The organism is Streptomyces sp. NPDC049541 (assembly GCF_044465725.1).
In the GTDB taxonomy this organism is placed as follows: domain Bacteria; phylum Actinomycetota; class Actinomycetes; order Streptomycetales; family Streptomycetaceae; genus Streptomyces.
The window spans coordinates 100,029-124,559 of record NZ_JBITLY010000012.1 but is presented as its reverse complement, the minus strand read 5'-3'; the positions used below and the strand labels follow the sequence as shown (position 1 = coordinate 124,559).

The window sequence follows — 24,531 nt, the reverse complement described above, 5'->3', positions numbered from 1 at the left end:
TGTGGCGAGCCGGAGGCGGTCGGAGGGGTGGCCGGCGGCGGGTTTCCGACAGCACGGCAGTCCTCGGCCACCGGCCCGAGAGCGATCACCGCAGTCCTCTCACCACGGCCGGACGGCTCACCTGCCTCGTACCGGATCTGCTCACGAAGCCGTCGCCGCTCGGCGGTCAGCAGCCGCCCTGCGTACCGTATGCCACCGGCCTCCCGCAGGGATCACCACCTCCGACAACACCGACTGACTCGAACCCATGAGGCCATTCAGCCGCTCTTCGCGGGCAACTCAGGGGCTTTCTGCGAGTGCAGAGAACGCTTCGACCATGATGACCCCGACCCGCAGTCCGGCGAACCGCGCACGCCACGGGAAGGTGATCAGCCTCGCCTCGCGGATGCCCTGCCGTGCTGCGCCGCCGGTGTCATCTGCTGACGCATCGTCACGGCCGGTTCAACACAACCGAGTTGACCGGCGTCAGGTTGTAGACGCCCAACTCGTTCAGCCCGATGGTGACTGTGCAGTCGGCGCCGTTGTAGCCGTCGCACAACTGTGCGGTGGCGTTGGCGCTGTCGTACTGGTTGTTGAGCACATAGTGGTAGCCGAACCGATTGCTGAGATTGTGGGCGCCGTAGCTGTAGAAGATGTCCGTCGGCGAGCTCGTCCGGATGTCTGCCCCTTCGGGGTAGATGCACACCGCCCCGCCCGGGCATCCGTACACGGTCCTGTCGCTCGCGTGCGCCGAGCCGGTGCCCGCTGCTGCTGTCGCGGCCGTGGCGAGCGCGGCGGCGCCGCGTGTGATCCTGCGCATCGTGGTGTCCCTCCGTCCGGGCCGACTTCCGCCGACCGTTCACCACCGGTACTCGGCGCACGCCGGACCGGTCCATCTGCGACGCGCGCCGGGTCCCGTCCTGCACCAACATGCCGGCGCGCCCGGCACTCCAGCAGATCCACCATCCCCATGTGCCGGGTCGCGGCGTGCCGTCGTCGCACCAACCCTCCGACGGCTACGCCGCCTCGTCCATTCGATCCTGTTCAAAGCGCTGTGGCTGTTGCCCGAAGACGCGTGGAGTAGCGAACGGCGCACCAGTGCCTCGGTCAGGATGTGATGGACGTTCGAGCATTGGATGCGCACCTGGCAGATTTGCGGCACCCGGCCTTCCACCTGCTGCGGCTGACTGGGACTGAGACGACGGCGTAGCCGTACCGTTGGCACACGAGATGCCTCAGATACCGCGGTGGCCGGTACGGCCCGCCTGGCGCATCCTGGCAGGTGCGGGCAGGGTCGGAGGTGAGACGACGATGACCGTGCCGGAGGTGGAAGGGGCGCTCGGCGGGCCTGCCGAGGACAGGGGCACGACCGGCCGGGCAGGGCGACCCCTGGGCGCGAGGGCCGGTGCTGGAGGGATGTCTGGCGGCCTCCCGGCGGAGGTATGCGCGGCCGTCGCCGCCGGCCGGCTTGCGCCGCTGCCCGCCGCCCTCGTTGCCCGGCTGCTGTCCGGCGCTGTCACCTTGGACGTTCCCGCCGGCACCGTGGTGCACCACGCGGGCTCCGGACCGCTCGCTCAGCTGCTGGTGCGGGGCGTGCTGCGCAGCGTCATCACCTCGGCCGAGGGGCGCCGTGTGACCATCCGGTACTCCCGGCCTGGCGCGCTGCTCGGCATCGCCTCGGTGTTCAGCACCGGGGACGCGGTCGACGTCCAGGCGCTCACCGACGTGCAACTGCTCGCCCTGTCCGTCCCGGTGGTGCAGCACCTCGCCCGCACCGAAGTGCTCGTCGCGCACGCCCTGCTCGCCGAGGTCAGTGACCGGGTCTGCGCCTACATGGAGGCCGTCGGCCACACCACATTCGCCTCTGTGCGCGCTCGGCTGGTCCGCTGCCTGCTCGATGTCGCTGCGGAGGGGCGGCCGGGCGGGCCGCTTGTCGCCCCGCTCTCCCAGCAGGAGCTGGCCGAACACGCCGGGACCGTCCGCGAGGTCGCCGTGCGCGTCCTGCGCGATCTGCGCGACGAGGGGCTCGTCCGCACCGAGCGCGGGCGGGTGGTGCTGTGTGACCCGGACCGGCTCGCGGCGCAGACCTGGGCGCCGGCACCCTGACGCCAAAACCGCGGAACTGGGACCGAAGTCGCAGACACACCACCCGCGCCAGGGCACGCTCGCCGCAGGAACCCTGCCGTGAGGAGGCCCACGATGTCAGCGCCCACCATTCTTGAAGAGCTTGCGGGCCCGCTCATCCGGCCCGCCGACGAGGCGTACGACACTGCGCGCCGCGTCTGGAACGGCATGATCGACCGCTATCCGGCCCTGATCGCCCGGGCTGCCGATGCCCGCGACGTGGCTGCCGTCGTCCGGCACGCCCGTGAGCACGATCTGCCGCTGGCTGTGCGGGGTGGCGGGCACAACGTCGCCGGGTACGCCACCTGCGACAACGGCATCGTCCTCGATCTGGGCCAACTCACCGCCACCGCCGTCGACCCGCGCGCCGCCACGATCCGTGCGGGCGCCGGACTGACCTGGGCAGCCTTCGACACCGCCACCCAGGCCCATGGCCTGGCCACCACCGGCGGTCTGGTCTCCACGACCGGGATCGCCGGTCTCACCCTGGGCGGCGGTCTCGGCTGGCTCATGCGCCGCCATGGCCTGACCTGTGACAACCTGATCGCGGCCGAGCTGGTCACGGCGGACGGGCAGCAGGTGACCGCCGACCGGCACACCCACCCGGACCTGTTGTGGGCGCTGCGCGGCGGAGGCGGCAACTTCGGAGTCGTCACCGCCTTCACCTACCGGCTGCATCCCGTGAGTCAGGTGCTCGGCGGCCTGGTGCTGCACCCGGCCGAGCGGGCCGCCGACGTCCTGCGCTTCTACGCCGACTACTGCGCACACGCCCCGGACGAGATCACCACCATGGCGGCGATCATCACCGGGCCGCCGCTGCCGTTCGTCCCCGAGGACCTGGTCGGCCGCCCCGCGCTCGCCCTGATCGCCTGCTGCGTCGGCGAGCCCGGCACCGCCGAGCGCACCCTCGATCCTCTGCGCCGCTACGGCCCGCCCGTGGCCGACGTGCTCGGCCCGATGCCGTACGCCGCCCTGCAGAGGATGCTCGACGCGGGCGCGCCCCGCGGCATGCGCAACTACTGGAAGTCGGGCTACCTCTCCGGGCTCAGCGGTTCGGTCATCGACGTGGTGGTGGAGCATGCCGCCCGTATGACCTCGCCGCTCTCCCAGGTCCACCTGCACCATATGGGCGGCGCCGTCCGTCGCACCGGCCCGGACGCTGCCGCGTTCGCCCACCGGGACGCCGAGTTCGCCCTCAACATCGTCGGCATCTGGGCCGACCGTGCCGACGACCGGGACGGGACCGCCTGGACCCGGGACTTCTGGGCCGCGATCCGGCCCCACACCAGCGGGGTGTACGTCAACTTCCTCGGCGCGGAAGGCGCCGATCGCGTCCGTACCGCCTACGACGACCGCGCCTGGACCCGGCTGACCGAGGTCAAGCGGCACTGGGACCCCGACAACGTGTTCCGGCTGAACCAGAACATCTCGCCGCACATGGGGTAGGGCGCGGATGTCGGTCTCCTCGCTGCGTGGAGACGATCTAGTCGGCCCGGCCTGTTCCTCGGCGAGGGGGCGCGGTGACGGGACACGCATCGCTCGACGAGTCGCCTGCGGACCTCAATGGAGACAGGTGCGTTGGCATGGGTGCCCATCAGATGGCGGCGAGGGTGCTGAGCAGGTGGCCAAGCGGTGCCGGCGCCTGAATGCGGTAGCGCGCGATGACGGTGAGAGAGCGGGTCTACTCGGGGTCGAGCACGGCCTGGATGGCCGGGGCCAGCCCTCTTTCGATCTCGTCCGGTGTCAGGGTGGTCACCGCCGGGAGGCGCAGCAGATAGCGGGTGAGCCCGAGGCCGAGGAGTTGCGCGGAGACCAGGCCCGCGCGCTGTGCGGCGACTGCTGGGCCCAGGGCGGCGGAGAGCGTCGGGGCGACCTGCGCCGCGAAGATCTCGTGCATTCGCGCGGCGGCCTGTTCGTTGGTGACCGCCGACCGCATCAGGACGAGCAGCGCGTCGTCGGCCGGGTCGCCCTCCCAGCGTTCGAGGAAGTGCCGCACCAGTGTTTGGGCGAGCTTGTCCGCCGGAACGCCCGTGAGGTCGGGCAGGCGCAGGTCGATGGCGAGTGTCGCGTCGAAGAGCTGGGCCTTGTTTCCGAAGTAGCGCATGACCATCGAGGGGTCGATGCCGGCGTCGGAGGCCACGGCTCGGATGGTGGTGCGCTCGTAGCCCTGGGCTGCGAATCGTTCGCGTGCGGCGCGCAGGATCGCGGCCTTGGTGCGATCCGAACGCCGATCGGTACTGGTGATCTCGGTGGGTTGCGTCATGCCAACGACTGTAGGCCAACGGCTGTTGACTTTCCAGTATGAGGGTGTGCATGATGTCAACGAGCGTTGGCCAACAGTTGTTGGCCAACGACTGTGGACTCGCATTCCTGGAGGAAAAGCGACATGAACACCACCGCACTCCCTGACCGCACGGAGGTCGCCATCGTGGGCGGCGGCCCGACCGGGCTCGCGCTCGCCGTCACACTCGCTTCGGCCGGCATCGACTTCGTCGTCCTGGACCGGCTGGCCGAGGGTGCGAACACCTCGCGTGCCGCCGTCGTCCACGCCCGCACCCTGGAGGTCCTGGACGAGCTCGGAGCGTCCGAGGAACTGATCGCCCGAGGCGTTCAGGTCGACAGGTTCGCCGTCCGCGACGGCGCCCGCAGGCTGCTGACCGTTCCGTTCGACGGGCTGCCCACGCCCCATCCGTACACGCTCATGGTCCCTCAGTACGAGACCGAGAGCGTGCTGCTGGACCGGCTGCGCGCGCTCGGCGGCGACGTGCACCGCCCCTACGAGGTCGCCTCCGTCGTCCAGGACAACGACGGCGTGACACTCACGATGACGTCCGGCCAGACGCTGCGCGCCGCGTACGCCGTCGGTGCCGACGGCATGCACAGCACCGTGCGCGAAGCGGCGGGCATCGGCTTCACGGGCAGCGCCTACGCCGAGTCCTTCGTCCTCGCCGACGTGGTGATGGACTGGGCCCCGGGCCCGACCGAGGTCTCGCTCACCTTCGGCACCGTGGGCCTCACCGTCGTCGCCCCGCTCCCGGGTGGCCACTACCGGGTCGTCGCCACCGTGGACGACGCGCCCGCCACACCGGACATCGACTTCGTCCAGCAGCTGCTCGACGAACGCGCGCCCGGCCAGGCCACGGTCACCGACCTCGCATGGTCGTCACGGTTCCGGGTGCACCACCGGGTCGCCGACCACTACCGGGCGGGGCGCCTCCTGCTGGCCGGCGACGCTGCCCACGTCCACAGCCCGGCGGGCGGGCAGGGCATGAACACCGGCATCCAGGACGGCTACGCCCTCGGCCGGGCCTTTGCCGACGGGCGGCTCGACGGCTACGAGGCGCAGCGCCGCCCCGTCGCCCAGCGGGTGGTCGCCTTCACCCATCGGATGACCCGCGTCGCCACCACGCGCAACCCGATGGCCCGTGGGGCCCGCAACACCGTGCTTCCCCTGCTCGGCCGCACGGCGATGCCCCGGAAGCTGGCCACCGAACTCGCCGAGCTCAACTACCGGTAGTGCAAACGTTGTTCGGGGACCTCTCAGACCGTCTTCTCCTCGAAGGCCAGCACGTGATGCCCGGTGTCCCACAGCAGGGTCAGCAGGGCGCGTACCGACGCCTGGTCGACGTTGTCGACCACCAGTACGGTGCCGTCCGCGTCCGGTGTCGACACATGATCGAACCTGGTTCGGACCACGTCCAGCACCGTGCGGGAGATCGGTCCGCGCATCGTCAGCTCGTAGCGGGGAGGGGCCATCCGGACAGGGAACCCTTCGCCTGGGTGGCCGCGCACCACCCGCCGGGAGAAGCACCCGGGGTGGGGTCAGATCAAGCCGAGTTCGCGTCCCACAGCGACGGCGTCGTGCCGGGAGGCGACACCGAGCTTGCGGTACAGGCTCTTGTTGTACGCCTTGACCGTGTTGATGGAGAGGAACATCGCGGCTCCGATCTCCCGCTGGGTGGCCGGCCCCTGCAGTGCCCGCAGGATCGACAACTCACGGTCGGTCAGTTCCTCCGCGAGGACACCGGAGCGTACGGCGGTGCGGGCGCCGGCCCGGCCCAGCCGCGCCTCGCTCTCCTCGAGCCGCCGCACCGCGTAACCGCTCACCGGCTCCTCCTCCACCACCTCGCGGGCCCGCGCCAGTGCTGCCCGGGCGGCGGGCCGGTCCCCGCGGGCGAGTTCGGCGTCGGCGAGGTACAGCAGGCCGAGGAACAGCACGGTCGGCCGCGGGTGCAGTTCGGCGAGGGCGACGGCGCGGCGCAGCAGGACGGCGGCCCCCTCCATGTCGGCGTTCTGGTAGCTGCGCCGGGCCTGGGCGATGCGCAGCGGGGCCAGCCCCGGCGTACTCGTCTCCCGCCCGTCGCGCTCGACAGCGTCGGCGAGTGGAGCGGCCTCGCGCAGGACCCGGTCGCAGTCCTCGCCCCGGCCGGCTTCGACGAGGCTGATCGCCAGCGTGCCGGCGCCCTGCAGCATCAGCGACGGCGGCCACGCCTTGCGGTGGGCCGGCGACGACCACAGGTGGAGCAGCAGCGTCGCGGCCTCGTCGAAGCGCCCGTCGCGAGCCAGCATGGCCCCCAGCGCCGCCCGTACGGTCGGATGCCCGGCCGTGCCTGCCCCGGTTTCCTCGTCCAGTGCCTGCTGCACCATGACAACGGATCGAGCGGCCTCGGCATCCGACATGCCGAAGCCCGCTCGCACGCAGAGCACGGCGCTGCGGAAGCTGTGCCAGCCGGGGACGGCGGTGTCCCAGGCACCACCCGCCTCGCAGACGTCCAGCCAGTGGTTCACCCGGTCCTGGTCGCCGCACAGCGCCGCCGTGTAGGCCAACGAGAACGCCAGTGCGGGGCCCACAGCCCGGCTGCGCAGCCGCTCGCCGAACTGTAGGTAGGTCGCCGCGGCACCACGGGGGAAGAACCAGCTCTCCGCGTTGCGCAACATCAGCTCGGCGGCCTCTTCGTCGCGACCGGCCCGCAGCAGGTGGTGCACGGCGTCGTCGATGCGGTCCTCCTCGGCGAACCAGGCCGCGGCATGGCCCAGCACCTCCCGTGGGTCCGCAGTGGCCTCACGTCCCAGAACCTCCCGGAGCAGATGATGACACCGATACCACTGCTGCTCGTCGTCCAGGGCGGCCACGAACAGATCGGCCCTGACCAGATCGGCCAACACCTCGGCCGATCCGGTGACCTGCAGCGCGGCGTCGCACAACGGACCGGAAAGACGTTCGAGCGGCGCGGCCCTGACGAGCAGGTCGCGATGGCTCGGCGCGAGGCCCGGCAGCACCTCGGCCGCGAAGTAGTCCAGCAGATGCCGGTCGTCGGCATGGGCCTTCGCCGGGTCCGCGCGCAGCGCGAGGGCGGCCAGCTGCAGGCCGGCCGCCCACCCCTCCGTCCGTTCCCATACGGCTGCTGCCACCGCCTCGTCGAGGTCGTGCCCCGACACCGCCGCCACCATGGCCGCCGCCTCGTCCCGCGAGAACCGCAACTGTGCCGCCCGCAACTCGGCCAGGTCACCGCGGGCCCGCAGCCGTGCGATCGGCAGCGGAGGGTCGGTACGCGAGGCGATCACGATCCGCAACGAGGCGGGCAGGTACGCCAGGAGGTACTCGACCGCTTCGTGGATCCGGTGATCGGCGAGCAGGTGGTAGTCGTCCAGGACCAGTACGTGTGCCACCGCGGTCGCTGCCAGTTCGTTCAGCAACATCGGCAGCGCGAGGTCGATGGGGGAGACGCCGGGCGCGTCCAGTGCCTGCAGCGGGGCCCTGCTGATCGCGTCGCCGGCGTTGTGCAGCGCGGTGAGTACATAACTCCAGAACCGGACTGGTTCGTCGTCGCTCTCGTCGAGCGAGACCCAGGCGATGCGGCGCTTCTCCTCGGGGTCCGCCGCCCAGCCGCTGAGCAGACTTGTCTTTCCCCAGCCGGCGGGCGCCACCACCACCGTCAGACGGGTCTCAGCCAGACGCAACTGCCGCTGCAGGCGTTCACGCGGGACCGCGCCGACCCGGGCCGGCGGGATCACCTGCTTCACGGCCAGCAGAGGCCGCGTAGGACTGTCCGACGTCACGATGCTCCCGACCTGCGGCCCGGTACCGCAACCCGACGCCGATTCTGCCAGCCCCACCACCCCGGGTACATCTCGCGGCGGGGTGGTGCGCCGGCACCCTGTCCGCCGCGAGTCTCCTGCCACACCCCGAGGCCGCGCGACAGGAGAGAGGCAATGGCCACTGACACCGTCACGGACGAATCCCCGGAGATCGCCTTCACCCGCAGGGACGCGCTGAAACTGGCGGGCCTCGGCATCGGCTCGGTAGCCACCCTCGGTGTGGGCGTCGGCGGACTCCGGGCCGTCACCAACGGCGCCTTCAGCGCCGGATCCGGCGACCCGTACGACCTCTGGCACGACTGGACCACGATGTCCGGCATCGAGCAGGTGGTCGCCGCCGGCGTCCTGACGTGCAACCCGCACAACACCCAACCCTGGCGCATCCACGTCGACGGGGACACCATCGACGTGCACTCCGACCCCAGCCGGCGGATGCCGCTCAACGACGCCAGTGGCCGCGAGCACTTCGCCGGGCTCGGCTGCGCCGTGGAGAACATGGTGATCGCCGCCGGACCGGCCGGATTCACCACGAACGTCGTCCTCTTCCCGGACGGCATCGCCTCGGAACACGTCGCGCGGATCGTGCTGAGCGCCGGCGGCACCGGGCGGGACCGCGACCTCGCCGCCGCGATCCCGCACCGGCACACCAACCGCGGCCCCTACACGTCCGAGCCCGTCGACCTCGGCGGCTTCACCGAACAGAGCACCCGCGTCGACGGGGCGAGCCTGCTCTGGATCACCGACGAGCAGACGCGGGAACGGCTGGGCCGGCTCTACGTCGAAGCCACCGAGGCGATCACCGCGGACACCGCCCAGTCGACTGAGGCGTTCACCTGGTTCCGCAGCTCGCGCGAGAGCATCGACAAGCACCGCGACGGGCTCACCCTCGACGGCCAGGGCCTCGGCGGGCTGACCCTGTTCGCCGCGAAACTCCTGCCGGCGCAGTCCCGCAAGGACGGCGACGCCTACTGGGTCAAGGCCACCCGCGAGGTCCACACCGCGACCGCCGCCGCCTACGGCGTCATCGCCGTGGACGACGTCACCGACCGCACCGCCCAGGTCAACGGCGGACGGCTGCTGGCCCGGATGCACCTCACCGCGACCACTCTCGGCCTCGGCCTGCACCACATGAACCAGATCACCGAACGCATCGACCGCGACACCGCGGCCGGCAACCCCGATGTCTTCTCCGCCCGCTGGGCCGCCTTGCTCGGCCGCCCCGCCTCGACCGGGCTGCTGTCCTTCCGCATCGGTCACCCGAAGCGCACACCGGGCCTCAGCCCGCGCCGCAGCCTCGGGGACGTCGTGACGACGTCGGTGACCAACTGACCCCTGCGGAGCGGTGATTCACAGCGCCGCCCGTCCATCTGTTTCGTCCAAATGGAGGTTTCCCCATGCCCGGCTCACCCGTGTCGGACCAGGCCGCAGGACCGGTGCGCGCCTTGCGTCCCGGCGCCGTTCTGGCAGTGACCTGCCTGGCCCTGGCGACCGTCGTATCGGCGATGGCATCGCTGAGCGTGGCGTTGCCCGACGTCGCCCGGGAGACGCACGCCAACCAGACCCAGCTGTCATGGATCATCGATGCCTACAGCCTGATCTTCGCCTCGCTGCTGCTGCTCGCCGCGACCCTCGGCGACCGCTTCGGCCGTCGCCGGGCGCTGCTCGGCGGCGTCGGACTGTTCGCGGCAGTGTCGCTCGCCGCGACCTTCACGACCGAGCCGGGCGTCCTGATCACCCTTCGTGCGGTGCTCGGTGTGGCAGCCGCGTTCGTCATGCCCGCCACGCTGTCCACGATCACCAGCACGTTTCCCCGCGCCCAGCAGGCGCGTGCCATCAGCATCTGGGCGGCGGTCGCGGGCGCCAGCGCCGCGCTGGGGCTGTTCGCCTCCGGGGCGCTGCTCGAGGTGTGGTCGTGGCGATCGGTGTTCTGGCTGAACACCGTGATGGCCGGGGTGGCCTTCATCGGCACCTACGTCTTCGTGCCGGAGTCCGCGGAGCCGGGCCGGCAGCGCGTGGACGTGGTCGGGGCGGTTCTCACGGTGGCGGGACTGGGGGTGCTGGTCTACTCGGTCATCGAGGCGCCCGAGCACGGTTGGGGCAGCACCCGCACCCTGACCGGCATGGCCCTGGGGCTGGTTGTCCTGGCCGCCTTCGTCGTCTGGGAGCTGAGGACCTCTCACCCCCTGCTCGACCCGCGGCTGTTCCGCCACAAGAGGTTCGCGGCCGGATCGATATCGACCACTCTGCAGTTCTTCGCGTTCTTCGGGTTCATCTTCGTCACCATGCAGTACCTCCAACTGGTGCGCGGTGACAGTGCCCTGATGGCTGCGGTGAGCGTGCTGCCGATGTCCGCGGCGATGATCCCCAGTGCCCGCCTCAGCCCGCGCCTGGTCGCCTGGCGAGGCGCCCGCGGCCCGTGGACCCTCGGCCTTCTCCTGGTCACCACCGGCCTGGTCGTGCTGGCCCAGCTCGACGCCGGCAGTTCGTACTGGCTGATCGTCGGCGGGCTGCTGCCGCTCGGCGCAGGCATGGGCCTGGCCACGACACCGGCCACCGCGGCGATCACCGACGCCCTGCCGCCCCGTCTGCAGAACGTGGGATCCGCCGTGAACGACCTGTCACGCGAACTCGGCGGCGCCCTGGGCATCGCCGTCCTCGGCAGCCTCATGAGTGCCCAGTACCGCGACGAGCTCGACACCGGCGGGCTTCCCGCCCCGGTCGCGCACGCCGCACGCTCCTCCCTCGCCGCCGCCAACCACGTGGGCCACGTCACGGGCAACCCGACATTGATCGAACGGGCCCGCGACGCCTTCGCCTCCGGTATGCACCTCGCACTCCTCAGCGGCGCCGCAACCACCGTCCTGGCCGCCGTCGTCGTCACCCTCCTGCTGCGCCGGCCCGGCAAACCGGGCATGGCTGCCGTGGAGACGCAGACCGGCGGCGCAGACCGCGACACGGTGCAGGCGACGGCGTAGCAGCGGCCGACTGCCGGACACATCCACCACGACGGTCGGCGCGAGGGACCACGATCCGTTCCGCGCGCCGTACCGGGAAGGGAACCGACATGGCTCCACCGCGTACGCAGGCGGTGCACCAGCCCGACCCGCCCCGACTGCCCGAGCCTCTGGAAGCCCTCACCCGGGCCTTCGCTCTCCTCGGCACACGCGGCACCGGGCTCGTCATCACGGCCCTCGCCAAGGGCCCGGCCGATCTCCCCCTCATTCACGAGCGCGTCCCCGGCCTCAGCGACGGCCTGCTCACCCGACGCCTCCGTGAGATGACCGCCCTCGGCCTGGTGGCCCGGACCGACCACCCAGGCACCCCCACACCCACCGTCTACACGCTCGCCGCCCACGGCAAGGCGCTCCTGATTCCCCTGGCCGCCCTGACCGTGTGGGCACAGGGCCACCTCCCTGCGAAGGCCTCCGAGGAAGCGCCTCCTCCGCAACGCGACCGGGCGGGGACGGGCCGCGGTGGCCCGAGCGGTCGCGCGACGGCCAGGGGTGGCAGTGCCTCGTCATCAGCGTCGGCGTACACCATCGGCATCCACAGAACCGGAATTGAGAAATGAGCGCACACGAAAACGTCGACCTGGGGCATACGGTCGCCGGCTGGACCGGAACAGCCGTCGCACTGGTCGGCTTCTGCGTCACAGGTCTCGGAGTCATCGCAGTGTCCGCGGCGTTGGTGATCTCCGGCGCCACAGTGATCGCCCTGGCCGCGGTCATCACCTGGCTCCTCCACCTGGCGGGCTGGGGGAAGCCCAGCGGCCCCCGCCCGGCCGACCAGTGGGACTGGCGGGTGAAAGACCTCGGCGCCCGGCAGGGGCACCCGGACTGCCTGGGGTGCCGCATGGCCGGAAGGCGCGTCGAGGCGGTGGCGAAGCGCGCACAGCCGACCTCCGCGGCGGCCACCCTGCCGCCGCCGCGCCAGAGCCCGCACAACTCGGGCATTCAGGCAGCAGGGCCTGTGGACGAGGGCCGGCCGCTCCTCTAGCGGCTGCGCCGCCGACTGCCCGTCGGAAAGCGACTTCGGAACACAGACACAAAGCGAAGGAGAGGCCGGCAATGACCGCTGAGAACACAACTGACGGCGCATGCGCCCGCGAGGACGGCGTAGCGGCCGGCGACGGCCTTGCGGCCAACCGGGCCCTGTGGGACGACCTCGCCGAATTCCACGGAACCGACCCTGAAGACCGGTCGTACGACGTGCAGGCATTCCTCGCCGGCGGGCAGACGCTGCGGGGGATCGAACGGGAACTCGCGGGCGACGTGGCAGGCAAGGACCTCCTCCACCTGCAGTGCCACTTCGGTATGGACACCCTGAACTGGGCGCGCCTGGGCGCACGCGTCACCGGCGTGGACTTCTCCTCCAAGGCGATCGCACGGGCACGGACCCTGGCGGAACAGGCCGGTGTAGCCGCGGAGTTCGTGGAGGCGGACACCCAGCGCCTCCCCGACGCTCTGGCGGGCAGGTACGACCTGGTCGTCGCCACCTACGGGGTCCTGTCCTGGATCGGGGACCTCGGTGCCTGGATGGGCGGTGCGGCGACAGCGCTGCGGCCGGGCGGCCGACTGGTTCTCGTGGACCTTCACCCCGTCTTCCAGACGGTGCTCACGTTCGACCCCTTCGTGGCCGACTGGCCCTACGGTGGCGGCGCACCGCAGCACGACGCGATGACGGCCACGTACGCCCACGCCGAGGCGGCCTTCGAGCCGAAGAGGACCATCCAGTACCCCTATTCGGTCGGCGAGATCGTGACGGCGGCCGCTTCGGCGGGGCTCGTCGTGGAGCGCCTCGGCGAGCACACGGAAACCGAGACCGACGGGCGTCACATCCTGCCGCAAGGCCCGGACGGCCTGTACCGGTTCCCCTTCAGCGACACCTACCTGCCCATCCTGTACTCGCTCAGCGCCGCTCTCCCGCCCGCACCCGACGGACACCCGAGGGACGCCGGCTGCCCCTCGCCCCGTCCCGCAGAGGTCACAAGGTCCTCGAGCCTGTGACAGACCGGAGTGAACGAAACATGCACTACCTGCACGTCGACGTCTTCAGTTCACAGCCCTACAGCGGCAACAGCCTGGCGGTGTTCCCCGACGCCGTGGGGCTCAGCGGGCAGCAGATGACGCGCATCACTCGGGAGATGCGCCATTTCGAATCGGTCTTCCTCGCCCGCCACCCCGCCCACGACCGGGCCTGGGGTGCGCGCGTCTTCGACCTCGCCGGGGAACTCGACTTCGCCGGCCATCCCCTCATCGGGGCGGCATGTGTCCTGCACGCTCTGCACGGCGTCGATGACACCGAGACCTGGCGCCTGAAGCTGAAAGCCCGAACGGTCGAAGTCACCAGCCGACGCCGCGCGGCGGGCCGCTACACCGCAGTTCTCGACCAGGGCCCCGCCGCCTTCCTCGGCCGTCCCGACATCCCCGGGCTGGCCTCCTGGTTCTCCTTGGAGGCCCGTGATCTGGACCCGGACCTGCCTCCGGAAGTGCTCTCCACAGGCCTCCGTTACCTCATGGTCCCCGTGCGCGGTGACGCGCTGGAGCACGCCCGGATCGCCCATGACCTCGAAGCCCCGCTCGCTGCGCTCGGCGCCCAGTTCGCCTACCTGCTCGACGCCACCGCACTGGAAGGACGCCACTGGAACAACGACGGCCTCCTGGAGGATGTGGCCACCGGCTCCGGCGCCGGCTGTGCCGCCGCCTACCTGCGGCGGCACAGCCGGATCGGCGACGGCGAGACCGTCACCCTGCACCAGGGGCGCCTCACCGGCCGCGCCGGCCGGATGGCGATCAGCGCACACGGCGAAGGACAGGACATCCGCTCCGTCACGGTGGGCGGCGAGGTGGCGTTCGTCGCCGAAGGGCACCTCAAGGAGCTCCCCGCATGAGCCCCTCCGCGCGGCCCCGCTTCGGCCCACGGGCCGCCGGGATCTGGAGGGTGGCGGGTGCCGGCTGAAAGACCCCGCCGCCACGACGGCGGCCGCTCAGCAGATCGCGGACGCCGCCGGCCCCGACCGTGGGCGTGCCGCCCCTTGCAACGGCATTGCCCTCAGACGTGGAGCGGCAAGTACAGCTCGGCGGCCTTGCGGCAGGAACGCGCACGCCCACGAACTATCGTCACGGCAGTGGTGCTAGAGGCCGACTCCGGCTCGGGGGCGGACGGTCATCCGCAGGTTGCGCGGCCGTACGGTGAGCCGGGCGACCTGGCGGATGACCTGGCCCTCGGCGAGTTCCAGCCGTACGGAACGCAGCATCGTCGCGAGCGCCGTGACCATCTCGGTGAGGGAGAAACGGTCCCCCATGCACTTGTGCTTGCCGTCCCCGAAGGGTACGAACGCGCCCGGCGGAGGCTCCTGAGCGGGGTCGGTCCACCGGTCCGGGTCGAAAGTGAGCGGGTCGGGGAAGCGCTCGGGGTCGCGGTGCAGGGCGTGCTGGCAGTAGGCCAGCTCGGTGCCGGCGGGCAGTGTCCACTCGCCGAGCCGGGTCTGCTCGGTGGTGCGGCGGGTGACCAGCCAGCCGGGGTGGTGCAGCCGCATGGTCTCGGTGATCACCCGGTTCAGGTACGGCAGCCGGCTCATGTCCTCGAAGGTGACCGGCCGTTCGCCGAGGACCTCGTCCAGCTCGGCCAGGACCCGGGCCTCGATGGCGGGGTTGCGGGCGAGCTCGTACAGGGCCCAGGAGAGCAAGGACGCGGTCGTCTCGGTGCCCGCCACGCCCAGGAGGAAGATCTCGGAGCAGATCTGATCTGCGGTCAGCGGCTCACCGGTCTCCTCGTCGATGGTGCGCAGCAGCATGGAGAGCATGTCCCCGGTGTCGTGGCCGGAGGCATGTAGTTCGTCGACGGCGGTGCTGATGGTGGCGCGCACCGCGGCCCGGGCCTGGTCGAAGCGGCGGTTGAAGGGCAGCGGCAGGCGCTCTGCCCAGTCGGGCAGCATGATGCGCAGACCGACGCCGCTCATCACCACCGACACGTTGCTGCGCAGTCGGCGGAAGACGGCGTCATCGAGGCTGCCGGCGAACACCGTCTTGGCCAGCATGTCGAGACTGAGCCCGACCATCGCCTCGTGTACGTCGAGGGGCTGCCCGCGCTCCCAGGCGGCGACGGTGGCCGTCACCTCGGCGCGCATGAGGTCGACGTACCGGCTGATCTCGGTGTGGGCGAACGCGGGCTGGAGCTGGCGGCGCCTGCGTACGTGGTCGCGGCCGGTGGCGGTGACGACGCTGTCGCCCAGCAGTTGGCCCAGCTTCTCGTAGAGCCGGCCCTTGTCGAGGCTGGGTGCCAGGGCTTTGAGCATCTGGTGGATCAGGGCGGGGTCCTGGACCACGATGGTGCGCGTCCCGGGTTGCAGGACGATCTCGATGAGTGGCTCCCGTGTCTCGCGCAGCGAGTCGATGAAGCCGAGGTTGTCGCGCATCTTCAGCGCGTGGCCGATGAGCGGAAACGATCCTGCGGCCCGGGGTATGGGGGGAGGCGCAGTGGACGTCACGGGTGATCCCTTCACGGCAGTCATGGGCGCCCCATGACTGCCCTGAACCTTCCCCAGCGCAATCCTGTCATGAACGTGTCCTGCGCCACGTGAGGCAAGCCGCTTGGTCACCTGCGGCGCCGGGTATCAGGGCGGTCACCTGGCGAACTGCTCTGCCTCCTCATTGCTCACCGCCCGGCCGTGACCGTCGGTGTCGGCGCCGCGTCCTTCAAGAACGCGCGCTCCTTGCTCACCAGCGCCCAGACCGTCCGAGACGGGCACCAGTCCCGCAGGTCTGCAGCTGGACCAATACCTCGAAGTTCCGCAGCCCCGGATCGAACGTTCAGGTGGAAGGCCTCCGACGGGCGTTCGGCCTCGCCGACGCGCGGCCCGGCCTGCTGCGCCAGGAGCAGGCCACCTCCAGCGGTGAGTGAGCCTCCGCCAACTTGAGATCGCAGGTCAAAGGGCTGGTGTGACCGGTTCTCGGGGTGCTCACGCTGGTCGTCGGCGGCAGCCTGTGGAGTAGATCGTCGGTCAGTCTCTGTTTTCGTCCTTCGCAGGCGGCTACGGGTCCCTTGGAACAGAACCGCTGGCCAGGAGGGATGGTGCCGTGGCAGTGTCCTGGCCGTGACAGAGATCGACAGTATCGTGATCACCACCCTTGCCGAGCGTCCGTCGTTGCTCTCCCGTATGTACGAGATCGCTGAGACATGGCCGGCCTTCATACCGCACGATCCGGTGGGGGAAGCCTTGCTGGGCCGGGTGGCGGAGGACTTCCCTCGGTACTGCGTGGTGGCGACGGATGGTGACCGTGTCGTGGCCCGAGGGCTGAGTGTGCCGTTCAACGCGGACCTTGACGGCCGTGAGGAGATGCCGGACAAGGGCTGGGATCAGGTACTCGCCTGGGCGTTCCGCGACCGGCGCCATGGGCACGCGCCGACAGCTGCCAGTGCGCTGGAGATCACGGTGGACACCGAATACCTCGGCCGTGGCCTGTCCTACAGGATGTTGGCCGCGCTGCGGGACGCCGTCGGCCGGCAGGGCCACGACGTACTGTTGGCCCCGGTCCGTCCCACAGCCAAGCATCGCGAACCGCGTGTCACCATGACCGACTACATCCGGCGACAGGGTGACGACGGATTGCCGACCGACCCCTGGCTCCGGGTACACGTCAAGGCCGGTGGCAGCATCCAGAAGATCGCCCCGGCATCGATGACGGTCAGCGGCTCACTGTCCCAGTGGCGCCAGTGGACCGGCTTGCCCTTCACCAGCGACGGCGACATCGACGTGCCAGGCGCTCTCGTCCCGGTGCACTGCGACACCGCACGTGATCAAGCCGTCTATGTCGAGCCCAACGTATGGGTCCGGCACGACGTGAAGTCGAGACAGACCAGCAGCTCAGCGGTTGACTTCGAGGTTCGTCAGCACGAGCAGGGCGCGCGGGATCTGGGTGGCGCGGGCAGGATCGGTGCGGAGCTTGGTCAGGGGCCGCCAGTCGTATAGACGGACGTCGTCCCGCCCCTGCACGTCGTGTAGACCTGCTTGACCTCATTCCGGTGCACCGGATCTCCTCTGTGAGCACACCACAACGCAGGACATTCTGATGCGCGGCGGGTCCGCACCGACTGCGTTCGGCACGGACCTGCCCGAAGCCTGCTGTTCCCGATCTTGGCCGCCGTTGCGGCGCCACATCCGCAACTGGCCGACAGGGCCGTCGGCATCGAGCCGTGCGAGGACATCTGATGGAGAAGCCGGCGTGCGTCCTCGTGGCGGGCCAGCCGTAGCCATGTACGGCCCCGTCACCCCGATGCGGGCTTCCGGTCGGGGTGGGCGGGGTCGACGCTGAGTACGCCACCGTCGCCGGTGGCCACGACCAGCGCCTTGTTGTTGAGCAGCACCGGGGGGCCGGCCGAACCGTAGACCGGCTCGCTGTCGGCACGCGCCGGCGTGTCCCACAACGGGGTGCCCTTGCGGGCGTCGAGGGCTGCCACCCGGCCGTCGGTGCTCGCCACGTACACCTTGCGGGTGCCGGCGTCGTAGCGGACCGCGCCGGGCTGCTTCAGAGCGGTCCGGGTCTTCCACAGGGTCTTCCCATCCGCCGGAGACACGGCGGTCACCTCACCGTTCGATGCGGCGAACCAGAGCGTGCCGCCCGCCAGTGTCACGGTGCCGTGCTGCATCTGCGCCAGGAATGTCTGTTGGGTGGTACTCCCGTCCGTGGCGACACGCATGACCTCGGTGTACTGAGTGTCGCCGTCGCTCGTCGCGCCTATGCCCCATCCCAGGAGCACCAGCGTCCCGTTCCACACACCGACGAGATCGCTTGTGTACTGCACCGTCAGCCGCCGCTGCGAGCCGTCCGCCGGGTCCAGCACGAGGACCAGCGCGTCCTCGGTCTCCTCCATCGTGTCGTCGTGGCATCCCAGGTACGGACCCGTCTCCGCCTCCGCCACGAACATGCAGCTCTGTCCCTTCGGCAGCGCGGCCGTCCAGCGCTTGGCGCCGGTACGCGGCGACCGGGCGGTCACCGAGCGGCCGTCACCGTCTGGCAGGAGGACGAGGTCGCCGGAGACCCCCGCCTCGGCCCCGTCCTTGTCGACCCCGCGGGCCCACAGGCGGTCGCCGGTCCAGGTGTCGAGGGCCATGACACTGGTCCGCTCCGTCCTGGCGGAGTCGCCGACCGTCTGCCGCACCAGCACCGTGTGGTCCCGGATCCCGAGGACCGTGGCGGAGTACGTGTTCTCGCCGGAGCCCGAGGGAGCGATGTCGGCGCGCCAGACGGTCCTGCCGGTCCGCCCGTCCAGGCGTACGGGGAGGGTCCGGTCGCCCGCGCAGTAGACGTCACCCGCGTACGCCGCGCAGTCCGCCTGGCCGGTGTCAGTGCCGACACCGTCCAGCGGCTGCTTCGCCCCGCGCGGGGAGGTCTCGTTCACCGTGGTCCGCCAGGCGTACGATGCCTCGCCTGCGCTCTCCGCGTGGCCCGGCCCGATCAGCAGATACGCCGTCAGCCCCAGGGCCAGCGCGCCCACCGTGGCGGTCGCGGCCGGCAGCGGGCGGAGCCGGCGCCGGCGCACGGGCGGGGCGGGTGTCCGGGGGCCGCCGCCGGAGCCGGCCGACGAGGTGCCCCGGCGCAGGGTCACCGTGAGCGGGTCGTCGGCCGTCGCTTCGGGCAGGGCGGCCGCGAACTCCCGTGCCAGTTCGTCGAGTCCGGGCCGCTCCCCGGCCTTCTTGGCCAGGCAGCGCTCCACGATCGGGCGCAGCGGTCCGCTCACCCCGTCAAGCTCGGGCTCGTCGTGGACCACCCGATACGCCGTCATATAGGGGCTGTCGGCGTCGAACGGGCCGTGCCCGGTGGCCGAGTAGACCAGGAGCGCGGCGAGGGAGAAGACGTCCGAGGCGGGTCCGACCGTGCGGGCGTCGGTGAACTGCTCCGGTGACATGAAGGGCGGGGTGCCGATCATCTGGCCGGTCTCGGTGAGGGTGTTGTGGTTCTCCACGGCGCGGGAGATGCCGAAGTCGATGACGCGGGGGCCGTCCTCGGCCATCAGGACGTTGGCGGGCTTGAGGTCCCGGTGCACCACTCCGGCCCGGTGGATGTCCTGCAGCGCCTCCACCAGCCCCAGGGCCAGCCGCCGCAGTGGGGTGCCCTTGAGGGCGCCGTGGTCGCGGATCCGCTCGGCCAGGGAGCTGCCCGCGACGTACTGGGTCGCCATCCAGGGCCGTACCGCCTCCGGGTCGGCGTCCACGACCGGTGCGGTGAAGGCGCCGCTGACCTTGCGGACGGCCTCGATCTCCTGCCGGAAGCGGGCGCGGAAGACCTTGTCCTCCGCGTACTGGGCGTGCACCACCTTGACGGCGACGTCACGGCCCGAGCGTGATCTGCCCCAGTACACGACCCCCATGCCGCCGGACCCGAGCCGGTCGACCAGCTTGTACCCGCCGACCGATTTCGGGTCGTCCTTGTGCAGCGGCACGCCCGAATCCCCTCCTATGCACGGCAGTTCGAGGCCACAGAATACGTAACAGAGACGCCGCGACCGTGGGGGCCTGCGGGCTTTGAGCCCGTTGTGGCCGACACGCCAATGCTCGCTTCCCACTCGAAGGCAGGCACCCCGAACTCACCCGGAGCATCAACACGGGTGGTGAGTGGGCCGACCCCCTTGAGTCACTCGCATATCTGCCGGACCGAGCACGGGCGGCGACCACCCGCGAGAAGGACTGTCGAAACGGGCGCCTCCGCGGCCGGGAGACTCCCTCTCAGGCTCCTGGCGGTCGGGCTTTCCCGGCCATGGGGTCCACGCCCTGTTCGTCCATCCCAGAGGGTTGTCAGGGTGGGGGCAGAGCGGCCGCCGGGACGCGTACTGGTCGTGCGGCGTGGGCGCCGTACCCGAAGGTCGTGGCACGGATCGGTCCCCCCGGCATCGCCCGCCGGGGAGCCGAGCACGGATCCGGGCTCGGCACTCAACGCTGGGTCGTGGAGCGCACGTTCGCCCGTCTGCACTGGTTCCGTCGTCTGCGGATCCGGTGGGAGGTCCGCGACGACATCCACGAAGCGTTCCTCACCCTCGGGATGCGCCCTGATCTGTTGGCGTCGGCTGCGCGCAGTGTTGTGCGGCGCCGTGGGCTAGTGACCCGCTGCGAGTCGGTTCAGAACTTCCCCTGGGGTGAAGCTCCAGCCGACGAGGCGCGGTCCGCTCCAGTTGATGCCGATCATGTATCCTGCTCGGCCGGTGTCAGGCAGATCACGATCGCGCCAGGCATCCAGGGGCATGGATTCAACACGTAGCCCATGCCCCCAGATCGTCGCGGCCCTCTGAGACATCTCAGGGGGATAAGAAGTCAAGAGGGGCCGCGAGTCTTGATCGTTGCTGAGGCCGCTGATTGGCTGGCCGACATGGATGATCTCGGACCCGTTGCGTGGCCGCCTGCACCGATCAAGACCGAGAGGCTCGTGTTGCGTGAGCCCGAGGCCCGGGACCGTGCGTCGTTCGTCGAGCTGTACGCCTCGTCGGATGTGCACGCCTATCTCGGTGGCCCCCGCCCGCGTGACGAACTTGACCGCGAGATGCCCGAGGTGCCCGGGCGGGGGCCCGGGAGTTTCGTCGTCGATCTCGACGGGGCGATGATCGGACAGGTCTTGCTCAGGAGAGCAGCGGAGCACCTTTGCTCCGCTGCCGTGGGGAAGGTCGATCTCGGCTACCTGTTCCTGCCGCGGGCGTGGGGATTCGGGTATGCCGCCGGGGCGTGTGCGGCGGCATTGGACTGGCTCGAAGACGTCCTTCCAGGTGAGCCGGTGGTGCTCGCCACTCAGACCGCCAACGTCCGTTCAATGCGCCTCGCTGCGAAGCTGGGGTTCACCGAAGTGGAACGGTTTCGGGCCTGGGACGCCGATCAGTGGCTCGGCTTGAGGGCTCCGGGGAAGGGCTCCGATTGAGCCAACTCGCATCTGTCGAACTGCTGTTGACGAAGCCGGGGCTCGCGGGTCGGGCAGTTCGACCGGCGAGCAGCTCGCAAGGCGCTCAGCTCGGCGAGTTCGGCGTCGCCATCCGGATCGACGGAAACGGCCAGCGCGTCAAAGGGCTGGACAGCCTCGTCAGGCTGCGGAACCTGCATGAACGCCGTCCAGTCACCGGGCTCGATATCTCGCAGACGCACCCGTTTGCCCGTACAGGACGATGTCGCCCCCTATGTGATCACGCTGTCGCTCGGCAGTACCAGCCTCGCGACCCCTGAGGCAGCACGTGACCTGGCACCAACCTACTGCTGGCGGGCCTTCTTCACCTGGTAGCGGTCACGTGTGGACGAGAACAACGGTTTCGTTGGAACGCGAGTGTGCCGATGCCGATGCCGCTGCCGATGCCGCGGTGGCGGAGGATAGTGACACCCGCAGTGACGGTTCCGGCCGCCTCGCTGGCCATGGCAGGAAACGCTCTTGCGAAACGATCCCGTGTTCCCGCCCTGTCCTTGAGACTCACGCAACTGCGGCCACGGCCAGGTTCGACAAGCGGCGCTCTCTTCGAGGAGTCCGGTCGTATATGACCGGCTACTTTCCGGTTTGGTCAATCCATGACCAGGCTTGGAGCTGCTCGTGATGATCCGAAGGTTACGATCCGCCCTCCGGGCTCATCCGACCGCTTATCAGGTGTTCCGTGGAAGTGCCCGTCACTCCATCCTATAGAGATACAAAGGGACACAATTGAAGAGAATCGTTGGGCCTTCTCAGGCTATGGCTTTCATGCTGCTGGGTCTGGCCCTTCCGGTTGCGTCCAGTGCCGCGGCCAGGGCGGATGCGCCGGCATCCAACGTGCTGTACGTCGCGAAGTCGTCGGAGTGTTCCAACACCGCCGCCGACAGCGGCAGCGAGGGGCGGCCGTTCTGCACGATCAGTGGAGCGGCGGCGGTCGCCGAGCCGGGCCAGACGGTGCTCGTCGAAGCGGGTGACTACCAGGAGTCGGTGACGATCACCCGCTCGGGTACCGCGGACGCGCCCATCACCTTCGTCTCCAACGACTGGTCGCTGAATCCCGCGTACGTCAGGGGCCAGGCCACGACGCAGGGGGCGAATCCGGCATTCACCGTCTCCGGCGCGCAGCATGTGGTGCTCCGCGGCTTCTCCACGACGGCCCCCAACGGGGCGCCCTCCGTGCTGATCGATCACTCTTCCGACGTCACCGTCGACCAGGCCGCCCTGAGCAGTGGCGTCGGCGCGCCGGCGATCCGGATCACCGGCACGTCCAGCGACGTGACACTGAGCCGCACGAGCGTCACTCACGCCACCAACGGCAGCCCTGGTGTCGAGATCGACGCCGGCGTATCCGGCACCGTGCTGAGCGCGGACAGTATCTTCAGCCCGTTTGTGACCAACCACGCGCCGGGCGTCATGGTTTCTGGCGCGCCCGGCACGGTCATCACCGGCGACACCGTGGTCGGCAACTGCGAACAGGGCATTGCCCTGGACGGGGATTCCTCCGGCTCGACGGTGAAGAACGACGTCGTGGAGGAGGCGGCCAACGGCTGGGGCTCCTCCCCGGCGGCTTGCGCGTCGACGGTCGATACGACCGCGATTTCGGTCGCCGCCGCGGCCACCTCCGGCACGAGCGTCGACGACAACGTGGTCGACCCCACGAGCGGCGGCTCGCTCTACTCGTGGGCGGGCACCGGCTATTCGGATTCGTCCTCGTTCGCGGCGGCCACCGGCCAGGGCGGCGCCGACATCTCCGCCAGCCCCCAATTGACAGGACACGTCACCGGGGCGCGGCAGTGGTTCGCCCCCGCCGGATCCTCTCCCGTCGTCGACTCCGCCGACGCCGGGGCGCCGGGCGAGACGGCGACGGACTTCTTCGGCAATCCCCGCGAGGACGACCCCTCGGTGTCCAACGCGGCAGCCGGGTACTACGACCGGGGCGCGGTGGAGGTGGTGGGCCCGGAGACCGGCGGGGGCTACACGGTCCAGCCGGTGGGTTCGCCGAACCCCCTGCAGGTCACCGTCACCACGACTGCCCCCACCCCCACCTGGACGTCCAACGGCCCGATCCACCGGGTGTATTCGTACGTCCTTGACGACGCCACCGCGTTCCCGGTCGACACGGACGGCGCGTTCACCTACACCTTCCACCGGGCGGGCGACCACGCGATCGACCGCTACGACCCCAGAGGCGGCCCCTACAACGAGGTGGTCAAGCACGTCGTCGTCGGCGCCGACTACACGCCGCTCACCCCGGTGCGGCTGCTGGACACCCGGCACGCCGTCGGGGTGACGACCACGACCCCTGTTGCCGCCGGAGCCGACGTTGTCCTGCCCGTCCCCACCGTCGCCGGTGTCCCGGCCGCCGACGTCAGCGCCGTCGTCGCCAACGTCACCGTGACGCAGCCCTCCGTCGGCGGGCATCTGACGGTCTATCCGGACAATGGCGAGCTCCTTCCCACGGCGTCGAATCTGAACTTCACGGCCGGGCAGACGGTGGCGAACCTGGTGACGGTGCCGGTGGACGGCGGGGGAGTGGTGTTCCACAACGGCAGCAGCGGCACCGTCCACGTCCTGATGGATCTGCAGGGCTTCTACGGCCAAGGTGGTTCCGGCTTCAAGCCCGCCTCACCGACCCGGGTCCTGGACACCCGCTCCGGCCTGGGCACCTCCTCGGCGGGAGCGATCGCCGCCCACGGCACCCTGTCCCTCGACCTGTCCGGACGTGTGCCGGCCGGCACCACGGCCGTGGTGCTCAACCTGACCGTCACCCGGCCGACCGAGCACGGCTACCTCACCGCCTACCCCGAAGCAAGCACCATGCCCGGCGTGTCGAACCTGAACTTCACGGCAAGTGAGACGGTCGCGAACCTGGCCGTCGTTCCCGCCACCGACGGCAAGGTCGACTTCTACAACGGCAGCGGTGGCACCGTCCAGGTCGTCGCCGACCTGGAAGGCTACTTCGGCTCGGCCGCCGCCGGGGCGAACCAGACCTACGTCCCCGACGGGCCGGCACGCATCGTCGACACCCGCTACGGCACCGGTGTCCCCAAGGCGCCCGTCCCGGCATATGGCAACATCGCCTTCTACCCGCGCTGGTATCAGGACTGCTCTGCCAGCTGCCCCCGGCCGGTCGGCGCGGTGCTCAACGTGACTGCGACGCAGCCGCAGAAGAACGGGTTCCTCACGGTCTATCCCAACGAGCAGACGGTGCCGAACGCCTCCAACCTGAACTTCACGGCGGGTATGACCGTGCCGAACCTGGTGTCGGTCGCCGACCCCGGCCTGATGATCGGCGTCTACAACCACAGCAGTGGCAGCGTGCAGGTCATCGTGGACGAGGAGGGCTACTACATCGCTCCGCAGAGCTGAGCTGGCCAAGGACACCAGCCACTTA

18 protein-coding genes and 1 pseudogene are annotated in these 24,531 nt (G+C 70.3%); 13 read left to right on the top strand and 6 right to left on the bottom strand.

From position 1 onward, the window contains the following. Window positions 1–430: 430 nt before the first annotated feature. Window positions 431–799: a hypothetical protein gene (locus ACIBW9_RS35375; RefSeq protein ID WP_398961097.1), complete on the bottom strand. Its 369-nt coding sequence runs from the start codon at window positions 797–799 to the stop codon at window positions 431–433. 596 nt (window positions 800–1,395) lie between these two features. On the opposite strand from ACIBW9_RS35375, the gene ACIBW9_RS35370 reads away from it, so the two are divergent. Both ACIBW9_RS35370 and ACIBW9_RS35365 read left to right on the top strand, forming a co-directional pair. After that, on the top strand, window positions 1,396–2,085 hold the full coding sequence (locus tag ACIBW9_RS35370) for a Crp/Fnr family transcriptional regulator (protein ID WP_398961096.1): 690 nt from the start codon (window positions 1,396–1,398) through the stop codon (window positions 2,083–2,085). Window positions 2,086–2,178: 93 nt separating this feature from the next. Beyond that, window positions 2,179–3,549: an FAD-binding oxidoreductase gene (locus tag ACIBW9_RS35365; RefSeq protein WP_398961095.1), complete on the top strand. Its 1,371-nt coding sequence runs from the start codon at window positions 2,179–2,181 to the stop codon at window positions 3,547–3,549. A gap of 235 nt (window positions 3,550–3,784) precedes the next feature. Here ACIBW9_RS35365 and ACIBW9_RS35360 read toward each other — a convergent pair whose 3' ends face one another. Next, complete coding sequence (locus tag ACIBW9_RS35360; protein ID WP_398961094.1) at window positions 3,785–4,366, bottom strand: TetR family transcriptional regulator; 582 nt, start codon at window positions 4,364–4,366, stop codon at window positions 3,785–3,787. Between the two features lie 123 nt (window positions 4,367–4,489). On the opposite strand from ACIBW9_RS35360, the gene ACIBW9_RS35355 reads away from it, so the two are divergent. Further along, window positions 4,490–5,620, top strand: a complete 1,131-nt coding sequence (locus tag ACIBW9_RS35355) for an FAD-dependent oxidoreductase (RefSeq protein WP_398961093.1) — start codon at window positions 4,490–4,492, stop codon at window positions 5,618–5,620. Window positions 5,621–5,643: 23 nt separating this feature from the next. Here ACIBW9_RS35355 and ACIBW9_RS35350 read toward each other — a convergent pair whose 3' ends face one another. Together ACIBW9_RS35350 and ACIBW9_RS35345 are read right to left on the bottom strand one after the other, a co-directional pair. After that, window positions 5,644–5,859 carry a hypothetical protein gene (locus ACIBW9_RS35350; protein WP_398961092.1) on the bottom strand — a complete coding sequence of 72 codons (216 nt, stop codon included), beginning with the start codon at window positions 5,857–5,859 and terminating at the stop codon, window positions 5,644–5,646. A gap of 66 nt (window positions 5,860–5,925) precedes the next feature. After that, window positions 5,926–8,127 (bottom strand): LuxR C-terminal-related transcriptional regulator, encoded by a 2,202-nt coding sequence (locus ACIBW9_RS35345; protein ID WP_398961091.1) that lies wholly within the window; start codon window positions 8,125–8,127, stop codon window positions 5,926–5,928. A 189-nt stretch (window positions 8,128–8,316) separates the two neighbouring features. Between ACIBW9_RS35345 and ACIBW9_RS35340 the strand changes: the two genes are divergently transcribed. The 6 genes from ACIBW9_RS35340 to ACIBW9_RS35315 all read left to right on the top strand — a co-directional run bounded on the left by ACIBW9_RS35340 (window position 8,317) and on the right by ACIBW9_RS35315 (window position 14,092). Beyond that, window positions 8,317–9,531: an Acg family FMN-binding oxidoreductase gene (locus tag ACIBW9_RS35340; RefSeq protein ID WP_398961090.1), complete on the top strand. Its 1,215-nt coding sequence runs from the start codon at window positions 8,317–8,319 to the stop codon at window positions 9,529–9,531. 65 nt (window positions 9,532–9,596) lie between these two features. Beyond that, on the top strand, window positions 9,597–11,177 hold the full coding sequence (locus ACIBW9_RS35335) for an MFS transporter (RefSeq protein ID WP_398961089.1): 1,581 nt from the start codon (window positions 9,597–9,599) through the stop codon (window positions 11,175–11,177). 89 nt (window positions 11,178–11,266) lie between these two features. Next, entirely contained in the window at window positions 11,267–11,773 is a 507-nt protein-coding gene (locus ACIBW9_RS35330; protein ID WP_398961088.1) for a winged helix-turn-helix transcriptional regulator, read from the top strand. Beyond that, window positions 11,770–12,198 carry an HGxxPAAW family protein gene (locus ACIBW9_RS35325; protein ID WP_398961087.1) on the top strand — a complete coding sequence of 143 codons (429 nt, stop codon included), beginning with the start codon at window positions 11,770–11,772 and terminating at the stop codon, window positions 12,196–12,198. Before ACIBW9_RS35330 ends, ACIBW9_RS35325 begins: the two co-directional genes overlap by 4 nt. A 71-nt stretch (window positions 12,199–12,269) precedes the next feature. After that, window positions 12,270–13,208, top strand: a complete 939-nt coding sequence (locus ACIBW9_RS35320) for a class I SAM-dependent methyltransferase (protein ID WP_398961086.1) — start codon at window positions 12,270–12,272, stop codon at window positions 13,206–13,208. A gap of 20 nt (window positions 13,209–13,228) precedes the next feature. Beyond that, a complete protein-coding gene (locus ACIBW9_RS35315; RefSeq protein WP_398961085.1) occupies window positions 13,229–14,092 on the top strand; it encodes a PhzF family phenazine biosynthesis protein in 864 nt (287 codons plus the stop codon). A gap of 243 nt (window positions 14,093–14,335) precedes the next feature. On the opposite strand, the gene ACIBW9_RS35310 is transcribed toward ACIBW9_RS35315, so the two are convergent. Continuing rightward, window positions 14,336–15,691: a cytochrome P450 gene (locus tag ACIBW9_RS35310; protein ID WP_398961084.1), complete on the bottom strand. Its 1,356-nt coding sequence runs from the start codon at window positions 15,689–15,691 to the stop codon at window positions 14,336–14,338. Window positions 15,692–16,297: 606 nt separating this feature from the next. On the opposite strand from ACIBW9_RS35310, the gene ACIBW9_RS35305 reads away from it, so the two are divergent. Continuing rightward, window positions 16,298–17,173, top strand: coding sequence for an N-acetyltransferase (locus tag ACIBW9_RS35305; RefSeq protein ID WP_398961083.1), 876 nt, complete (start codon window positions 16,298–16,300; stop codon window positions 17,171–17,173). 296 nt (window positions 17,174–17,469) lie between these two features. Here the strand turns inward: ACIBW9_RS35305 and ACIBW9_RS35300 are convergent, their stop codons facing one another. Further along, entirely contained in the window at window positions 17,470–19,644 is a 2,175-nt protein-coding gene (locus tag ACIBW9_RS35300; protein ID WP_398961082.1) for a protein kinase, read from the bottom strand. A gap of 440 nt (window positions 19,645–20,084) precedes the next feature. On the opposite strand from ACIBW9_RS35300, the pseudogene ACIBW9_RS35295 reads away from it, so the two are divergent. From ACIBW9_RS35295 to ACIBW9_RS35285, 3 genes and pseudogenes are all read left to right on the top strand, one after another. Then, window positions 20,085–20,298: pseudogene (locus ACIBW9_RS35295) on the top strand (transposase); the annotation flags it as partial. 266 nt (window positions 20,299–20,564) lie between these two features. Then, complete coding sequence (locus tag ACIBW9_RS35290) at window positions 20,565–21,104, top strand: GNAT family N-acetyltransferase (RefSeq protein WP_398961178.1); 540 nt, start codon at window positions 20,565–20,567, stop codon at window positions 21,102–21,104. Window positions 21,105–21,896: 792 nt separating this feature from the next. Then, window positions 21,897–24,506 (top strand): right-handed parallel beta-helix repeat-containing protein, encoded by a 2,610-nt coding sequence (locus ACIBW9_RS35285; protein ID WP_398961081.1) that lies wholly within the window; start codon window positions 21,897–21,899, stop codon window positions 24,504–24,506. Window positions 24,507–24,531 lie beyond the last annotated feature (25 nt).